General features: G+C 66.4%; 14 protein-coding genes. 6 read left to right on the top strand and 8 right to left on the bottom strand.

Annotation, left to right across the window (positions count from 1 at the left end):
- Nucleotides 1–4: 4 nt before the first annotated feature.
- On the top strand, nucleotides 5–1,744 hold the full coding sequence (locus ABD172_RS10010) for a DEDD exonuclease domain-containing protein (protein ID WP_344309241.1): 1,740 nt from the start codon (nucleotides 5–7) through the stop codon (nucleotides 1,742–1,744).
- 33 nt (nucleotides 1,745–1,777) lie between these two features.
- On the opposite strand, the gene trpD is transcribed toward ABD172_RS10010, so the two are convergent.
- Nucleotides 1,778–2,869 (bottom strand): anthranilate phosphoribosyltransferase, encoded by a 1,092-nt coding sequence (trpD, locus tag ABD172_RS10015; protein ID WP_344309243.1) that lies wholly within the window; start codon nucleotides 2,867–2,869, stop codon nucleotides 1,778–1,780.
- Nucleotides 2,870–3,173: 304 nt separating this feature from the next.
- Here trpD and ctaE point away from each other — a divergent pair, with 304 nt between their 5' ends.
- Genes ctaE through qcrB form a run of 4 tightly spaced genes read left to right on the top strand, consistent with a single transcriptional unit; the run spans nucleotide 3,174 to nucleotide 7,376 of the window.
- Nucleotides 3,174–3,821 carry an aa3-type cytochrome oxidase subunit III gene (ctaE, locus tag ABD172_RS10025; RefSeq protein ID WP_486303314.1) on the top strand — a complete coding sequence of 216 codons (648 nt, stop codon included), beginning with the start codon at nucleotides 3,174–3,176 and terminating at the stop codon, nucleotides 3,819–3,821.
- Between the two features lie 45 nt (nucleotides 3,822–3,866).
- Complete coding sequence (gene qcrC, locus ABD172_RS10030; RefSeq protein ID WP_344309245.1) at nucleotides 3,867–4,652, top strand: cytochrome bc1 complex diheme cytochrome c subunit; 786 nt, start codon at nucleotides 3,867–3,869, stop codon at nucleotides 4,650–4,652.
- Nucleotides 4,653–4,698: 46 nt separating this feature from the next.
- On the top strand, nucleotides 4,699–5,748 hold the full coding sequence (qcrA, locus tag ABD172_RS10035; protein WP_344309247.1) for a cytochrome bc1 complex Rieske iron-sulfur subunit: 1,050 nt from the start codon (nucleotides 4,699–4,701) through the stop codon (nucleotides 5,746–5,748).
- Nucleotides 5,745–7,376, top strand: a complete 1,632-nt coding sequence (gene qcrB, locus ABD172_RS10040; RefSeq protein ID WP_344309249.1) for a cytochrome bc1 complex cytochrome b subunit — start codon at nucleotides 5,745–5,747, stop codon at nucleotides 7,374–7,376. Before qcrA ends, qcrB begins: the two co-directional genes overlap by 4 nt.
- 1,677 nt (nucleotides 7,377–9,053) lie before the next feature.
- Here the strand turns inward: qcrB and ABD172_RS10045 are convergent.
- The 6 genes from ABD172_RS10045 to ABD172_RS10070 form a co-directional block, all read right to left on the bottom strand.
- On the bottom strand, nucleotides 9,054–9,455 hold the full coding sequence (locus ABD172_RS10045) for a cytochrome c oxidase subunit 4 (RefSeq protein WP_344309251.1): 402 nt from the start codon (nucleotides 9,453–9,455) through the stop codon (nucleotides 9,054–9,056).
- A complete protein-coding gene (gene ctaD, locus ABD172_RS10050; RefSeq protein ID WP_344309253.1) occupies nucleotides 9,452–11,158 on the bottom strand; it encodes an aa3-type cytochrome oxidase subunit I in 1,707 nt (568 codons plus the stop codon). The genes ABD172_RS10045 and ctaD overlap by 4 nt, the downstream gene beginning before the upstream one ends.
- Complete coding sequence (gene ctaC, locus ABD172_RS10055) at nucleotides 11,158–11,991, bottom strand: aa3-type cytochrome oxidase subunit II (RefSeq protein ID WP_486303315.1); 834 nt, start codon at nucleotides 11,989–11,991, stop codon at nucleotides 11,158–11,160. Before ctaC ends, ctaD begins: the two co-directional genes overlap by 1 nt.
- A gap of 277 nt (nucleotides 11,992–12,268) precedes the next feature.
- On the bottom strand, nucleotides 12,269–13,012 hold the full coding sequence (gene aat, locus ABD172_RS10060; RefSeq protein ID WP_344309257.1) for a leucyl/phenylalanyl-tRNA--protein transferase: 744 nt from the start codon (nucleotides 13,010–13,012) through the stop codon (nucleotides 12,269–12,271).
- Between the two features lie 47 nt (nucleotides 13,013–13,059).
- Nucleotides 13,060–13,410, bottom strand: a complete 351-nt coding sequence (gene erpA / locus ABD172_RS10065) for an iron-sulfur cluster insertion protein ErpA (RefSeq protein ID WP_344309259.1) — start codon at nucleotides 13,408–13,410, stop codon at nucleotides 13,060–13,062.
- 123 nt (nucleotides 13,411–13,533) lie between these two features.
- Nucleotides 13,534–14,901 (bottom strand): dipeptidase, encoded by a 1,368-nt coding sequence (locus tag ABD172_RS10070; RefSeq protein ID WP_344309260.1) that lies wholly within the window; start codon nucleotides 14,899–14,901, stop codon nucleotides 13,534–13,536.
- Between the two features lie 31 nt (nucleotides 14,902–14,932).
- On the opposite strand from ABD172_RS10070, the gene ABD172_RS10075 reads away from it, so the two are divergent.
- Nucleotides 14,933–15,550: a DUF3043 domain-containing protein gene (locus ABD172_RS10075; protein WP_344309262.1), complete on the top strand. Its 618-nt coding sequence runs from the start codon at nucleotides 14,933–14,935 to the stop codon at nucleotides 15,548–15,550.
- 84 nt (nucleotides 15,551–15,634) lie between these two features.
- Here the strand turns inward: ABD172_RS10075 and ABD172_RS10080 are convergent, their stop codons facing one another.
- A complete protein-coding gene (locus tag ABD172_RS10080) occupies nucleotides 15,635–16,720 on the bottom strand; it encodes a quinone-dependent dihydroorotate dehydrogenase (protein ID WP_344309448.1) in 1,086 nt (361 codons plus the stop codon).
- Nucleotides 16,721–16,775 lie beyond the last annotated feature (55 nt).

Raw genomic sequence — 16,775 nt, forward strand, 5'->3', positions numbered from 1 at the left:
ACACATGTCCAGCGCGCAGGTTCCGCACTCCCCCTTCGACGTGTCGCCCGGTCCGCACTCCGGGCAGCTCTCCCTCGAGGACCTCGGGACACCGCTGCACGAGGTCACCTTCGTCGTCGTCGACCTCGAGACCACCGGGACCCACGGTTCGACGAGCGATATCACGGAGATCGGCGCGGTGAGGACCCGTGGCGGGGAACGCCTCGGCGAATTCCAGACGCTCGTGCGTCCCGACAGATCGGCGATCTCCCCGTTCGTCGAACAACTCACGGGCATCACGAACGCGATGGTGCGGGACGCCCCGACGATCGACGCGGTCCTCCCGATGTTCCTCGAGTTCGCACACGGTGCGGTCCTCGTCGCCCACAACGCCGGCTTCGACATCGGGTTCCTGCGCGCCGCCTGCGAGCGTCTCGGTTACGCCTGGCCGGATCCACCGGTGCTCGACACGGTCCGACTCGCCCGCCAGGTGGTCCCCCGCCCCGAGGTCCCCAACCACAAGCTCGGGACGCTCGCCCGCTTCTTCGGCACCGCGGTCGAACCCGACCACCGCGCACTCGCGGACGCCCGCGCCACCTCGGAGATCCTCCATCTCCTGTTCGAGCGGTTCGGCGGATTCGGCATCACCACGCTCGAGGACCTCTCGCGGGTCCGGCCCCAAGGGTGGCAGAAACGGCGGGCGAAGGCTGCTCTCGCGGAGGGGGTGCCCGCCGTTCCGGGTGTCTACATGTTCCTCGACGGTGCTCGCCGCGTGCTCTACGTGGGAGTGAGCGGGAACATGCGCACGCGCGTGCGGAACTACTTCACCGCCGGAGAGACCCGCGGGCGGATGGCGGAGATGGTGACGGCCGCCCAGGAGGTCACGACGATCGAGTGCGACACGGTTCTCGAGGCCCGCATCCGTGAGGTCCGGCTCATCGCCGAACTCGCACCGCCGTACAACCGACGGTCGAAGCACCCCGAACGGCGGACGTGGATCCGACTCACCGAGGAACCCTTCGGACGGCTGTCCGTCGTCCGCACCCCTCCGGCGTCCGGATCCCGGTTCTTCGGGCCGTTCCGCTCCCACCGCGCGGCCACCGAGGCCAAGCACCTCCTCGAGACCGTGTTCCCGGTGAAGTCGTGCGCGCAGAAGATCGGGGGAACGTCCTTCGCTCCCTGCGCCGCCGGGGAGATCGGGAGGTGCGCGGGGCCCTGCGCGGGTCTCACTGATCCCGCGGAGTACGAGGCGGGACTCGCCGGCCTCTTCGCTCTCATGGACGACGATCCCTCCGGGTTCGTCGCACGGTGCCGCGAGCGGATGGGGTCCATGACCCTCGATGCACGGTTCGAGGAGGCGGCACGGGTCCGCGACGCGATGCTCGCAGTGCTCACGACGGGAGCCCGTGTCGAACGGAACCGACGGTTCGCCTCGGCGCCGGAACTCCTCCTGTGCGAGGCGCAGCCGAACGGCGGACGGAATCTCGCGATCGTGCGCTACGGGCGTCTCGTCGGTGCCGCGCGGTGTGTCCGCGGGCAGAACATCGGCACCGCGTTCGCCGAACTCTCGGGCCTCGCGGAGGCCGTCGACGGCCCCGCGGACGCGGCGGCCCGCACGCACGACGAGGAGATCGACATCGTGCGGGCCTGGGCGTGCTCGGGCAGCGTCCGCCTCTACTCCGGAACCGGGGCGGAGGACGCACTCGCGGAGAACGCACGGGGGTGCGCGCAGGCGCTCACCGCATTCGCCGCGGTGTCGGCCTAGCGTCCGGGCGCCTCCGGGGCGACGGCAGTGCTGTCAGGCCTCGACCTGTGCCCAGCGGTGCGACGCCTCGATGAGTTCGTGCAACTTCGCGCGCGCGGCACCGGAATCGAGCGCCTCGGTCGCAATCGCGATCTTCGCCGCGATGCGGTCCTCGAGGCTTCCCTCGGCCTGCGGGTCGGCGGCCACGAGCGCCGCCGCCGCGTTGATGAGGACGACGTCGCGCACCGGAGAACGTTCCCCCGAGAGCACCGCTTCCATCACTTTCGCGTTGAACGCGGGATCGCCGCCACGCAGATCGTCCTTCGTCACCCGGGCGAATCCGAGTGCGGTCGCGTCGAACTCGTGGGGCACGATGTCGCCGTCACGTACCTCCCACACGTCGTTGACCGCGGTGTTGGACAGTTCGTCGAGGCCGTCCCGGGACCGGAACACGAGCGCGGAATCACCGCGTGCGGCGAGCGTGCCGGCCACGAGGGGAGCCATCTTCGGGTCGGCGACCCCGATGGCCGTCGCGCGCGTCCGCGCGGGGTTCGCGAGTGGACCGAGGATATTGAAGGCCGAGGGGACGGCGATCGCCTTGCGCACCGGCGCGATGAACCGCATGGCCGGGTGGTAGACGTTCGCGAAGGCGAAGGCCATCCCGACCTCCCGAGCGAGCCCGGTGGTCTGGGCGGGGGTGAGATCGAGCGTGAGACCGAGGGACTCGAGGACGTCCGCCGAGCCCGAGGCCGAGGACGTGGCACGGTTACCGTGCTTGACGAGCTTCTGCCCGGTCGCCGCGATGACGAACGACGCGGTCGAGGAGATGTTCACCGTCTTCGCGCGGTCACCGCCGGTGCCGACGATGTCGACCGCGTTCTCGAGGCCCTCGAGGAGGACCGCGTGTTCCATCATGGAGCGGACCAGGCCGGTGATCTCCTCGATCGTCTCCCCCTTGCCGTGATGGGCGACGAGGAAGGCCGCCATCGTCGTGTCGGGGACCTTGCCGGACATGATCTCGTCCATCGCCCACGCGGCGGTGCCCTCCGTGAGGTCCTCGTGGGCCATGAGTGCGACGAGGACATCTGGCCACGACCTGAGCTCGGTCCCCACGGCGTTCGGTTCGGAGTGGGTTCGTGCGCTCATGGATGCGGCACCTTTCTCATCGGGAGGTTCACGTGCACGACGGACGGCCCGTCGGTGACCTCATGCTAGACGGGGGCGCACAGTCGGTCCGAATCGGTGCGGAGCACACCTCGCCGCACCGCACTCGGAGCACTTCGGGCACACACCCATGACCCAAAGAACGCGACACGCACGCGCCCCGGAAAAATCTGTTCCCACCGGGGCCCCGGTTTCTCGCGGGAGTCTCCTACACGCTGTAGAAAAAACCCGCCGCGAACCTGTGTGAAAGGTGAAATTCTGCTGCGGAGTGGGTAATAATGGCGACGTGTCAACTGCCACCGCATCTCATTCAGCGCCGGTTCATCCCGTCATCAACAGGCCGAACACGACGACCGTAGGGTTCATCGTGTGGCTGTCGAGCGAGTTGATGTTCTTCGCCGCGCTCTTCGCCATGTACTTCACCATCCGGTCGGTCGTACCGGACATGTTCGCCGAGGGCCACGACATGCTGGCCATCCCGTTCTCCACGGTGAACACGCTCATCCTCGTGGCCTCCTCGGTCACCTGCCAGCTGGGCGTCTTCAAGGCCGAGCACTTCAAGCCGGTTCGCACCGGCGGGCTGCTGCAGATCGGCAAGTGGGGAATGGTCGAGTGGTACTACCTCTCGTTCTTCCTCGGTGCGATCTTCGTCTCCGGCCAGGTGTTCGAGTACGCGACCCTCTTCTCCGAGGGCGTCGCGCTCAACTCGAACGCCTACGGATCGATCTTCTACCTCACGACCGGATTCCACGGACTCCACGTCATCGGTGGTCTGATCGCATTCCTCCTCGTCATCGGCCGCACGTACGGGGCCAAGAAGTTCGGGCACCGGGAAGCGACCTTCGCCGTCTGTGTCTCGTACTACTGGCACTTCGTCGACGTCGTGTGGGTGGGCCTCTTCGGCATCATCTACCTGCTGCCCTTCGTCAGCTGACGTCCGACCGCCGTACCTGATCAGAGTTAGAAAAGGATTTTTCCTGTGAAGCTTCTCGCTGAACGTCGCCGGCACCCCTTGGCCCTCGCGGCCCTGCTGCTGGTCGGCCTGCTGCTCACCGGCGGTGCCTATGCCCTGTTCACCACAACCAGCACCGCGAACGCCGCCGAATACACCGCGGCGGATGTCGAGGAGGGGCAGAAGCTCTTCGTCACGAACTGCGCCACCTGCCACGGCATGGCCGCCGAGGGCACGGACAACGGCCCGGGTCTCGTCGGCGTCGGAGCTGCTGCCGTCGACTTCCAGGTCGGCACCGGTCGTATGCCGCTGCAGATGAGCGGCCCGCAGGCCCAGGTCAAGGAGCCGCAGTTCAACCAGGAGCAGATCGACGCCATGGCTGCGTACGTCGCCTCGCTCGGCCCCGGCCCGGCAGTGCCGGAGGACGAGTACCTCGACACCGCGCAGGGTGATGCGGCCGTCGGTGGCGGACTCTTCCGCACCAACTGCGCCATGTGCCACAACGTCGTCGGCGCCGGTGGTGCCCTCACCCGCGGCAAGTACGCCCCGAATCTCTCCGAGGTCTCGGAGAAGCACCTCTACGAGGCGATGCAGACCGGCCCGCAGAACATGCCGATCTTCAACGACGCGAACCTCACCCCCGAGCAGAAGCGCGACGTCGTCACCTATGTGCGCACCGTCGCCGAGACCGAGTCGCCCGGTGGCGCGAAGCTCGGCTCGCTCGGCCCGGTCGCCGAGGGCCTCTTCATCTGGTTCTTCGGACTCGCCGCAGTCATCGGTATCACCGTGTGGCTCGCCGCGCGTTCGAAGTGATCACCCCAGTTCTCTCATCCGTATCGAGTATTAGACGAGGAACCGAATGACCTCGAAACAGCACACTGCCGAGCACGGCAGCCGGCTCGAGCCGGTGAATGGGCACCCGAACCTTGGTGTCGCCCACCACCCGCCTCGGATTACCGACGGTGTTCAGGCAGCCGAACGCACCGCGGAACGCCAGGTCGCAGGATGGTTCATCCTGTCGATGATCGGCACCGTCTGGTTCATGTTCTCCTACTTCTTCTTCTCCCCCGAGTCGAACGCGATGGGCGAGATCAAGATCCAGAACATGATGTTCGGCATCGGCGCCACGGTCGCCCTCGGCTCGATCGGTATCGGCATCGTCCTGTGGGCGAAGACCCTCATGTCCGACGCGGAGATCGCGGAGGACCGCCACGAGATCGCCGGCACCGAGGAGGATCAGGCGATCGCGCTCGAGATCCTCAACCAGGCGAAGGAGGAGTCGGGCATCGCCCGTCGTCCGCTCCTGCGCAACACGCTCATCGCCGCCGTCGCGATGGCACCCCTCCCGGCGATCCTCGTTTTCCGTGACCTCGGACCGCTGCCGGGCGACAAGCTCTTCAACACCCTCTGGGGCCCGGGCGTCCGCCTCGTCCAGGACCCGGGCGGAGTGCCGCACGAGGAGCGCTTCATCAAGGCCGAGGACGTCACCATCGGTTCGGCGTTCCACGTCATCCCCGAGGGCATGCATGAGGCCGAGCACCCGCTCGACGAGAAGGCCAAGGCCGCTGTGCTCCTCATGCGGATCGATCCCAAGGAACTCAACATCGATCCGGCCAAGGAGAGTTGGGGCGTCGACGGCATCGTCGCGTACTCGAAGATCTGCACCCACGTCGGTTGCCCGGTCGCCCTGTACGAGCACCAGACGCACCACCTGCTCTGCCCCTGCCACCAGTCGACCTTCGACGTGACCGAGCACTGCAAGGTGATCTTCGGACCCGCGAAGCGTCCGCTTCCGCAGCTGCCGATTGCCGTCGACGACGAGGGCTACCTGGTCGCACAGCGCGACTTCCCGGAGCCTGTCGGACCGACGTTCTGGGAGATCAACACGAGGGAGACGTCCGAAGCATGAGCACCACTGAACCCACGACCGCGGTCGGCAAGGTCGCGCTCTTCACGGAGAACCGTGTCGGGGCGTCCAAGCTGGTGCGCGAGTTCGGACGCAAGATCTTCCCGCAGCACTGGTCGTTCATGCTCGGCGAGGTCGCGCTCTACTCGTTCATCGTCCTCCTCCTCACCGGTACGTTCCTCACGTTCTGGTTCCACCCCGCGATGGGTGAGCTCCACTACGAGGGTCCCTATGTGCCGCTCAAGGGTGTCGAGATGTCCGAGGCCTACGCCTCGACCCTCGCGATCTCCTTCGAGATCCGCGGTGGCCTCTTCATCCGCCAGATGCACCACTGGGCCGCGCTCCTCTTCATGGCTGCGCTTTCCATCCACGCGCTGCGCGTGTTCTTCACCGGTTCGTATCGTCGTCCGCGTGAGATCAACTGGCTCATCGGTATCGCGCTCGTCGCGCTCGGAATGGGAGCCGGCTTCACCGGTTACTCCCTCCCCGACGACCTGCTCTCCGGTAACGGCCTGCGCATCATCGACGGCATCCTCAAGGCGATCCCGCTCGTCGGTACCTACATCTCGTTCTTCCTCTTCGGTGGCGAGTTCCCGGGCATCGACATCGTGTCGCGTCTCTACTCGCTCCACATCATGATCATCCCGGCGCTGCTCATCGCGGCGATCGCGGTCCACATGATGTTCGTGGTCGTGCACAAGCACACCCACTACGCGCAGCAGGGTGCGACCGAGGGCAACGTCGTCGGCGAGCCGGTCCTTCCGACCTTCGCGGCCAAGGGTGGCGGGTTCTTCTTCATGATCTTCGGCCTGCTGGCGCTCATCTCCGGTTTCTTCACGATCAACCCGATCTGGAACTACGGCCCGTACGACCCCTCCCCGGTGTCCGCGGGTACTCAGCCGGACTGGTACATCGGCTGGATGGACGGCGTCCTCCGTCTCATGCCGGGCTGGGGCGAGTTCTACATCGCCGGATACCCGATCTCGATGAACATCCTTGTGGCAGTCCTCGCCGCCGGTGTCCTCTTCGGCGCCATGGCGATCTGGCCCTTCTTCGAGGCATGGCTGCTCAAGGACTACCGCGAACACCACATCGCGGATCGTCCCCGCAACAACCCCACGCGCACCGCGATCGGCGTCGCTGCGATCGTCTGGTACTGCACGATGTGGGCTGCTGCGTCCGGTGACCTCATCGCCGTGTTCTTCCACATGTCGCTCAACGACACGATCTACATTCTGCGTACGCTGTTCTTCGTCGGCCCGGTCGTGGCGTTCATCGTCACGAAGCGGATCGCGATCGGCCTGCAGCGCAAGGACCGCGAGATCGCGCTGCACGGCTTCGAGTCCGGCGAGATCGTCCGCTACCCGAACGGTGCGTTCGAGGAGCGTCACAAGGAGCTCGACTCCGCGAAGCTCTGGAAACTCACCGCGTTCGAGGCGCCGGAGTACATCCCGGCCGTCACCGGTCCCGACGGACAGGTGTCGAAGAGCGAGAAGCGTCGCGCCGCGATCGCGAAGTTCTTCTACCAGGATCGTGTCCTCCCGGTCTCGAAGGCCGAGCTCGATGCCGCTCACCACGCACACCACGGTGTCGAGGGTGACGACCACGCAGCTCTCGCCGACAAGCACTGAGAGATCGCTTCCGCTCGGATCACTCCGGGCACAGGATCCCCCGGGTTCCTGATGTGAACGCCGTGGGGCAGCTGGTTCCGACCAGCCGCCCCACGGCGTTTCTGCGTGCCCAGTCGCTCCACTCCCCCGGTGGGTTCGCGCAACGCGCTCCTCGGCCATGACGGAGACAAATCCACTGACCGTTTCCCTGCGTGAGCGGTACTCAGATCGCGGTCGAATGCTCGCTCTCGCTGGAACCCGGCAATCGATTGCGAAGCGAAGGCCGGCGATGTCACAGGATCGCGCACTCGAAGACAACGGTGCTTGGGGAACGGACCGGGCCAGGACACCGCTCGGATGCCGCGTGAGCGCCCGTCCTCGCGCCGCTGCCGGCGCTCTTCCCCCGGCGTCCTCCTCTCCCCGCGCGGTTCACGTTCCAGGGCCGGAATCGGCGGAGCCCCCGCCTGGAGCTTCGGCGGTCACCGGCGGTCATCACAGGTCGCCGGCGCAGGCAGCACACCGAGTCGGTCTTCTCGACCGACTCCCTCGTGGTGCGCGCCCATCAGCACGTGGCCGCACTCTGCGCCCGGTGGCCGCCCTCTGGGCCTCGACGCCGAGACGTACACGGGCAGTAAAGTGGTCGAGCAATCCTCCGACCGCGCTCGTGCGGTCCCGGGGCCCGGACGGCCCGTACGCGAGGCAAGCGGGATGCTGCCGGTCGCTTGTCGTGCCGGCGCCGCACGTGATCGCCGCACTGTGCTCCAACTGCGATGATCCGAGCGCGAGGTACGGGCGCATCCAGTCTCCCCTGCTGTCACCACCAGTGGCCGCCCGAGACCTGTCCGACCTGTCCGACCTGCCCGATGGTCCAGCCTGTCCGGCAGGAGGCGCGAGAACTCACTGCGTCCGGGGCGATCAGCGTCCTCGGGAGCCACCTGTGACCTCTTTCGGGGCACCTGTTTCTGCGCTCTTCCCGCCACGTGTATGCACACGTGGCAGAAGCAGCAGACCCACGTGAGATGCAAGAGCGAGGTCCTCGGCGCGGCACGAGTGGACGCGATCGCCTACGCGGACATCGCCGCCGGGCCCGAGGAGGCCGTTCACTCCCAGGTGTGCCCTGGTCATGGTCCATCCGCTGCCATCGACGTCGGAAGTGGGAGTACCTGCGGTCATCAACCTTCACGACGCGATCACCGATCGACTCCGGGAGGGAAACAGCCCATTCAAACGCGGTCTGCACGCCTCGGCTCACCCGGATGCCCTATCGCGATGGGCTCGGAGGCCTCGGTCGGCGCGCGGGACCGCCACTGTTCCGAGAGACCGCCTTCGGGCATGCCGATTCCCGGTGCCTGTGCCGAAGAACGGTCTCCCGACCGGAGACCGGTCCCCCGATGACGCTCACTGCTGGATTTCGGCGAGATCGCGCATTCGAGTGCGATCTGAACGCCACGGCAACGGAAAACCGCGATGTCGAGGCGCGGTCTTGCGCCGGCAGAGGGTGAGAAGAGGAGGGTGGTCGCGAAAGACAGGTGGCGCGTCGGCGAGAGTACGGTCGCACAACACCCAAGCAGTTCACACGATCTGGCCTCTGACACGGAGGGCCACGAAACTCCAGGACACGACGAAGGGCCCGGAGCGAATGCTCCGGGCCCTTCCTGCGATCCTCACGCCGGACGGAATCCGACGGAAGAACAGTGATCAGTGTGCGTGGTTACCGCGGTCGTACTCGTAGACGAGACCGACGAGGCCGACGATCGCGATGACGGCACCGAACGGAACGATCCACATACCGACCGCGACGCCGAGGAACGCGACGGCTCCACCAGCGGCGACCGTGAGCGGCCACCAGGACCACGGGCTGTAGAAACCGTACTCGTACGGCTCCTCCGAGATCTCGCCCTCGAGGTCATCGGCCGGGATTCGACCGATCCGACGATGCTCGAGCCACAGTCCGCCACCGATCATCATGGCCATGAGGCCGAGGAGGAGCATGGCGGGGAAGCCGACGAGCTCCGTGAAGTCGGTGAGGAAGCCGTAGATGAACGCGACCGGCGTGAAGAAGACGAGACCGGACATGAAGATGAGTGCAGAGGTCTTCACTGCTTCGTCCTTTCGACGACCGAGTACGCGTCGGCCGGGTGGCCGGCGAGCTCGAGGAGCTCGGGGTGGTTCGCATCGAAGGCGGGGCGGTGCGAACGGATGCGCGGCAGCTCGGTGAAGTTGTGACGCGGCGGCGGGCACGAGGTGGCCCACTCGAGCGACTGACCGTAACCCCACGGGTCGTTGACCTCGACCTTCTTGCCGTTGCGCGCGGTGATCCACACGTTCCAGAAGAAGGGGATGAGGGACAGACCGAGGATGAGCGAACCGATCGTGGACACCTGGTTCATCACCGTCCATCCGTCCTGCGGAAGGTAGTCCGCGTAACGACGGGGCATGCCGTCCGCACCCAGCCAGTGCTGGATGAGGAAGGTGCCGTGGAAGCCGATGAAGAGCAGCCAGAAGTGGATCTTGCCGATCGTCTCGTTGAGCATCTTGCCGGTGAACTTCGGCCACCAGAAGTAGAAGCCTGCGAACATCGCGAAGACCACGGTTCCGAAGATCACGTAGTGGAAGTGCGCGACGACGAAGTACGAGTCCGACACGGACTGGTCGAGGGCCGGCGAGGCGAGGATGACACCGGTGAGACCACCGAAGACGAAGCTCACGAGGAAGCCGAGCGACCACAGCATGGGCGTCTCGAAGGTGAGCGAGCCCTTGAACATCGTGCCGATCCAGTTGTAGATCTTCACGCCCGTCGGCACCGCGATGAGCATCGTCATGAACGCGAAGAACGGCAGGAGCACAGATCCGGTGACGTACATGTGGTGCGCCCACACGGTCGCGGACAGGGCCGCGATCGCGATCGTCGCGTAGACGAGGGACTTGTAACCGAAGATCGGCTTCCGGCTGAAGGCCGGGAAGATCTCGGAGACGATGCCGAAGAACGGCAGGGCGATGATGTACACCTCGGGGTGACCGAAGAACCAGAAGAGGTTCTGCCAGAGGATCGGACCACCGTTCTCCGGGGAGAAGATGTGTGCGCCGAACACGCGGTCCGCTGCGAGAGCGAGGAGTGCCGCGGCGAGCGGCGGGAACGCCATGAGGACGAGGATGCCGGTGATGAGGGTGTTCCAGGTGAAGATCGACATGCGGAACATCGTCATACCCGGCGCACGCATCGTGACGATCGTCGTGATGAAGTTGACGGAACCGAGGATGGTACCGAAGCCCTGGAAGGCGAGGCCGAGCACCCACAGGTGCCCGCCGATTCCCGGGGTGAACGTCGTGTTGCTCAGCGGCGCGTAGGCCGTCCATCCGAACGAGGCGGCACCCTGCGGGGTGAGGAAGCCGGCGCAGGCGATGAGCGAACCGAAGAGGTAGACCCAGAACGCGAAGGCGTTGAGTCGCGGGAACGCGACATCGGGCGCGCCGATCTGCAGCGGCATGAGCACGTTCGCGAAGCCGGAGAACAGCGGGGTCGCGAACATGAGGAGCATGATCGTGCCGTGCATGGTGAACAGCTGGTTGTACTGTTCCTTGGTCTCGATGAGCTGCATGCCCGGCTCGAAGAGCTCGACGCGGATGAGCAGCGCCATCACGCCGCCGATGCAGAAGAAGAAGAACGAGCCGATGAGGTACATGTACCCGATCGTCTTGTGGTCGGTCGACGTCAGCCAGTTGACGATGACCTTCCCGATGCTCTTCTGCGGAACCGGGGAGGACGCGAGCGCGTCCGTGGGGCGATGAGCCACAGCGGTCATCAGTGTTCACCCTCTTCCGTCTCGTAGGGGTTCTGGTACCAGTCGGTACGGTCGTATTCCTTGCCGAGCTGTCCGACGTTGCCCTGCTCGCGCAGTGCCTGCATCTGGGACTCGAACTCCGCAGGCTCGACGACCTCGACGTTGAAGAGCATCTCGGAGTGGAACTCACCGCACAGTTCCGCACACTTGCCGACGTACGTGCCGGTCTTGAGCGGGGTGAGGTGCATGACGTTCGTCTTGCCCGGGATCATGTCCTTCTTCTCGAGGAACGCGGGCACCCAGAAGGAGTGCACGACGTCACGCGAGCGGATCTGGAACTCGATCGGGGTGTCGGCGGGGAGGTAGAGCACCGGGGCGTTCTCGCCCGGGGCCTCCGTGCCGTCGAGGTTCACCTGGACACCTGCGTAGTAGGTGTCCTCGGTGACGTAGTTGAAGTCCCAGGCCCACTGCTTGCCGACGACCTCGATAACCTGCTCACCCGGGGTGCGGTCGTCGGTGGTCTTCTCCATGACCTGGATGGTCTGGAAGAAGAATCCGACGACGAGGATGATCGGCATGACCGTGAAGAGGATCTCGACGGGCATGTTGTACGCGAGCTGCACCGGGAGACCCCTGTCGGTCTTCTTCCGGCGGTAGCGCACGATGCACCAGAGGATGAGTGCCCAGGTGATGACGCCGACGGCCAGTGCCGCGATCCATCCACCGTTCCACAGGGCGATGTAGTGGTCCGTATGGGACGTCGCCCCCTTGGACTCGACGGGGAAGAATCCGACTTCCCACTGCTCCTTGGTGCAACCGGCGAGCAGCATCGTTGTGGCAACTGCGCCCAGCACACCGAGCCGTTTGGCCCAGGACCTACCTGTCCTGCGTACTGGCTGATTCGGAGAATCCACGTGCAGCCTTTCAGAACTTCCAGTCGGCTTCGTTGTCCCTCTCGACCACGCGTGGAACCTCTGACCTGCACGGAAGGCGCCGTGCTAATCGCTCGACGCGCTCCTGCAGGAGAGTCTTTTCCGTCGCGAAGTGGAAGCGGCACACACCGATCACCGAACACGAACTTTGTCGGGTCCACCTTACCGCTACGGCCGGTAGAAATTCACCCTCCGCTGCTCATTGGTTGGGAAAAGCCTGCGAGTGAAAACCGTGTCGCGCGGATTCCAGGGCCTTTGCGTACGCGAAGGCGTCGACCGCCGACACGCCGAGGCTCGCGAGGTGTGAGGTCTGCCACTGGGTGTCGATGAGCCAGGGGACGTCGTCGTCCACCGAATCGAGCAATTCGACAAGCTCCACGAGCGCGACCTTCGACGCGTCGCGCTCGCGGTGGAACATCGATTCCCCTGCGAACACACCCCCGAAGGCGACTCCGTACAGCCCGCCGGCGAGGGCCCCCGTCTCCCGGTTCCACACCTCGACCGAGTGGGCGCGCCCCGTGCGGTGCAGTTCGCAGTACAGCGCGATGAAGTCCGGGGTGATCCAGGCGCCCGGGCGGGACGGATCCGCACACGCACGCATGACGTCCTCGAAGCACGTGTCGATCGTCACGCGGAACCTCTTGCGCGACTTCCGGAGACTGGTGCTCACCCGGAGCTCTCCGGGGCGCAGTACCCCGCGGAGCCGAGGCGCCCACCAGCCGACCGGCCCGGTCCCCGCTTCTCCGAGGCCCATCGGGAAGAGGCCGGCACGATATGCCGCGTACACGAGATCGGCCGACCAGCCCGCTGCCGAGGTGTCCGGGGAGCCTTCGGCATCAACGACCGCGGAGCCCTCAGCAGAAAGAACCCGGGAGCCCTCAGCAGAAAGAACCCGGGAGCCCTCCGGCGCGATGCCGATCGCGCGGAGGTCTCCCGGGTCCATGTCCGTGGGTTCTTCTTCCACCGAACTCGTACGAGTCGGGGTGGGACTCAGTGGAACGAGTCGCCGCAGGCGCAGGAGCCCTGGGCGTTGGGGTTGTCGATGGTGAAGCCCTGCTTCTCGATGGTGTCCGCGAAGTCGATGGTCGAACCCTCGAGGTACGGCACGCTCATCCGGTCGACGATGACCTCGACGCCGTCGAAGTCACGCACGGCGTCCCCGTCGAGGAAGCGCTCGTCGAAGTAGAGCTGGTAGATGAGACCCGAGCAACCTCCCGGCTGTACGGCGACGCGCAGGCGCAGGTCCTCGCGGCCCTCCTGCTTGAGCAGGGAACGGACCTTCTCGGCGGCAGCATCGGAGAGCTGAACGCCGTGTGTTGCGATGTCCTGTGTAACAGTCATGGACACTCCTTCGATTGGTGTGTTGCCCTCCAGCGTACATGAGCAACGTCGGAGTCCCGGGTGTCATTCCGCACGGTTCCGACGCGCCACCGCCGGACCGCCCGGAATCCCGGCCGGGGGTGGTCAGAGGCGGTCGAGCATGAGGGCCTCGGCGACGATGGAGGCCTCGAAATCCGGCAGGTAGAGCGACTCGTTGGCACTGTGGGCGCGGGTGTCGGGATCCTGCGGTCCGGTGACGAGGATGGAGGCCCCGGGGAACACCTCGAGGAGGTCGGCGATGAAGGGGATCGAGCCTCCGATCCCCATGAAGACGGAATCCGTGCCGAATGCCTCCGAGAGGGCACCCTGCGCGATCTGCACCGAGGGGTCCTCGGGATCCGCGAGCCAGGCGTTCCCGCCCTCCACCTCACCGAATTCCAGCTGTGCACCGAACGGCACGTGTGCCTCGAGATGGCGCTTCACGGAGGCGATCGCGTTGTCGACGGAGTCACCCGGGGCGATCCGCACCGAGAGCTTCGCCCGCATCGTCGCACGAAGGGTGTTCGACGACACGGCGACCGGCGGGTTGTCGAGGCCGGTGACGGTGATCGAGGGCTGGCGCCACAGCCGGGAGGAGATCGGTCCCGCGCCGATGAGATCGGTCGTCGGGAGAACGCCGGAATCCTTGCGCACCGTCTCCTCGGGATAGTCGACCTCGGACTCCCGGACACCGACGAGGCCTTCGACCGCGACGGATCCGTTCTCGTCCCACAGCGTATTCAGGAGTCTGGTCATCGCCATCATGGCGTCGGGGACGAGTCCGCCGTAGACACCGGAATGGACGTCGTGGTCGAGCGTCGTGAGGGAGAACTCGATCGCGCACATCCCGCGGAGGGAGGTCGTGAGGGCGGGGGTGCCCGCCGCCCAGTTCGCCGAGTCGGCGACGACGATGACATCGGAAGCGAGCTTGTCCCGGTACCGCTCGAGGAAGTCGCGGAAGCTCGGCGAACCGGCCTCCTCCTCGCCCTCGACGAAGAGGACGACACCGACGTTCAGGTCGTCCGCGAGGACGTCGAGCGCTGCGAGGTGGATGAGGACGCCGGCCTTGTCGTCGGCGACACCCCGTCCGTAGAGTCGATCGCCCTTCTTCGTCGCAGTGAAGGGGTCCGTCTCCCAGAGCGCGAGGTCACCGGTCGGCTGGACGTCGTGATGCGCGTAGAGGAGCACCGTGGGTCGACCCTCGGGCGCAGCCCGACGTGCGACAACGGCGGGGTAGCCCTCGGAGCCGTCGGTGTTCCGCCCCCGGAGGATCTCGACCGAGTCGAAACCGCGCGTCCCCGCAAACCGGGCGACCGCCTCGGCGCTGGCCTGCACCTGGGCCGGGTCGCTGCTCGCCCAGGCGAGAGACGGGATCGCGACGAGCTCGGCGAGTTCGGCGAGGACGGAGTCGTAGACGGGGGCGAGGCGCGCGCGGAGGTCCGCCGCGGTGAGGGGCGTGTGAGATGTGGTCATACCGAAATGCTAGTCCTTATAGAATGTCGGGGTGTTTGGACGGAAGAACGACAGGAACGAGGCCGCGCCCGCCGCTGATCCGGCGCAGGCAGCAGACCCGACGCAGGAGCCGGTGAGCCGGGATCCCCGCGCGAAGACCGGGCCCACGCCGACCCGCAAGGAGCGTGAGGCCGCACGGCGCCGTCCGCTCGTCGCGAGCAAGGACAAGGAGGCGAAGGCGCGGTACAAGGAGATCGAGCGTGCCGAACGCGAGAAGGCCCGCGTCGGTCTCATGAACGGCGACGAGCGCTACCTCACCGCTCGGGACCGCGGTCCTCAGCGTCGGTACGTCCGCGATTTCGTCGACGCCAGGTTCTCGATCGGTGAGCTGTTCATCCCCGTGGCACTCGTCATGCTCATCTTCGGCATGTTCGCCGGCAACACCGAGTTCCAGCTCATCGTCAACGTCGTCGTCTACGGTCTGCTCGCTCTCGTCGTCCTCGACAGCGTCATCCTGCGGTTCACGCTCCGCGGCCGGCTCGCCGCCAAGTTCGGTGGGACGGACAGGATCGAACGCGGTCTCACCTTCTACGCGATCATGCGTGCCATCCAGATGCGTCCGCTCCGGGTCCCCAAGCCCCAGGTCAAGCGTCGCCAGTACCCGAGCTGAGCACCGCGCTCCCTCCGCACGAAGGGCCCGCGTTCCCGGAACTTTCCGGAAGCGCGGGCCCTTTCTCCGTCCGTCACCCTCCTGTCACTGCATCCGCAGCGCCCGGAGACCGGCGGACAGGGTCCGCACCCACATGGGCCCGCGGAAGATCATCGCGCTGTATCCCTGGACCAGATCGGCACCGGCGTCGAACCGTGCCTGCGCGTCCTCCGCGGAGTCGATACCGCCGACGCCGATGACGGTGAGCCGGTCCCCCACCCGGTTCTTCACGAGCCGGGTGACCTCGAGCGCCCGAGGCGCCAGGGGCCGTCCGGAGATCCCGCCGGCCTCCGCCTCGGCCTTCTCACGGTCGGCGCCCGTGAGAACCGACCGGTCGATCGTCGTGTTCGTCGTGATGAGCCCGTCGACGCCGAGTTCGACCGCGAGATCGGCGACCGCGAGCACGTCGTCGTCCGCGAGGTCCGGGGCGATCTTCACGAGCAGGGGCACGTGTCCCAGCGTCGATCGGGGGTTCTCCACCACGGCATCCGCGGCCTCGCGGACCGCCGTGATGATGGGGCGCAGCGCCTCGGTCGACTGGAGGTCGCGCAGTCCCGGGGTGTTCGGGGAGCTCACGTTGATGACGAGGTAGTCCGCGAGCGGGGCGAGGACCCGCGCGGAGGTCCGGTAGTCCTCGACGGCCTGCTCGGCCGGGACGATCTTCGTCTTCCCGATGTTCACCCCGATGACCGGACGCTTCCGCTCCGGGAGCGCATCGACCTTCGCACGGGACTTCCGGAGGTTGATCGCGGCCTGTCGCGAGCCGGGGTTGTTGAACCCCATGCGGTTGAGGATCGCCTCGTGATCGAGGAGACGGAACAGACGGGGTTTCGGATTGCCCGGCTGTGCGTGTGCCGTGACGGTCCCGACCTCGATGTGCCCGAACCCGAGCATCGCCATCGCACGGACCCCCGTCCCGGTCTTGTCGAAACCGGCGGCGAGACCGATCCGATTGGGGAAGTCGAGTCCGAGGACCTCCGCCCGGTCCTCGGTCCCGTGCGCGAACACCGCGCGGACGAGTTCGCGGGCACCGGGGACCGCATCGAGCGCCTTGAGCGCGGAGAAACTGAGCGAGTGCGCACGTTCGGCGTCCATCCGGACGAGGACGGTGCGGAAGATGATGGGATACAACACGTGCCCATCGTATCGGGCACCACCGCGCATCCGGGGCCCGCAGACATGCCCG

This window comes from Brevibacterium samyangense (genome assembly GCF_039529845.1).
Lineage (GTDB): Bacteria > Actinomycetota > Actinomycetes > Actinomycetales > Brevibacteriaceae > Brevibacterium > Brevibacterium samyangense.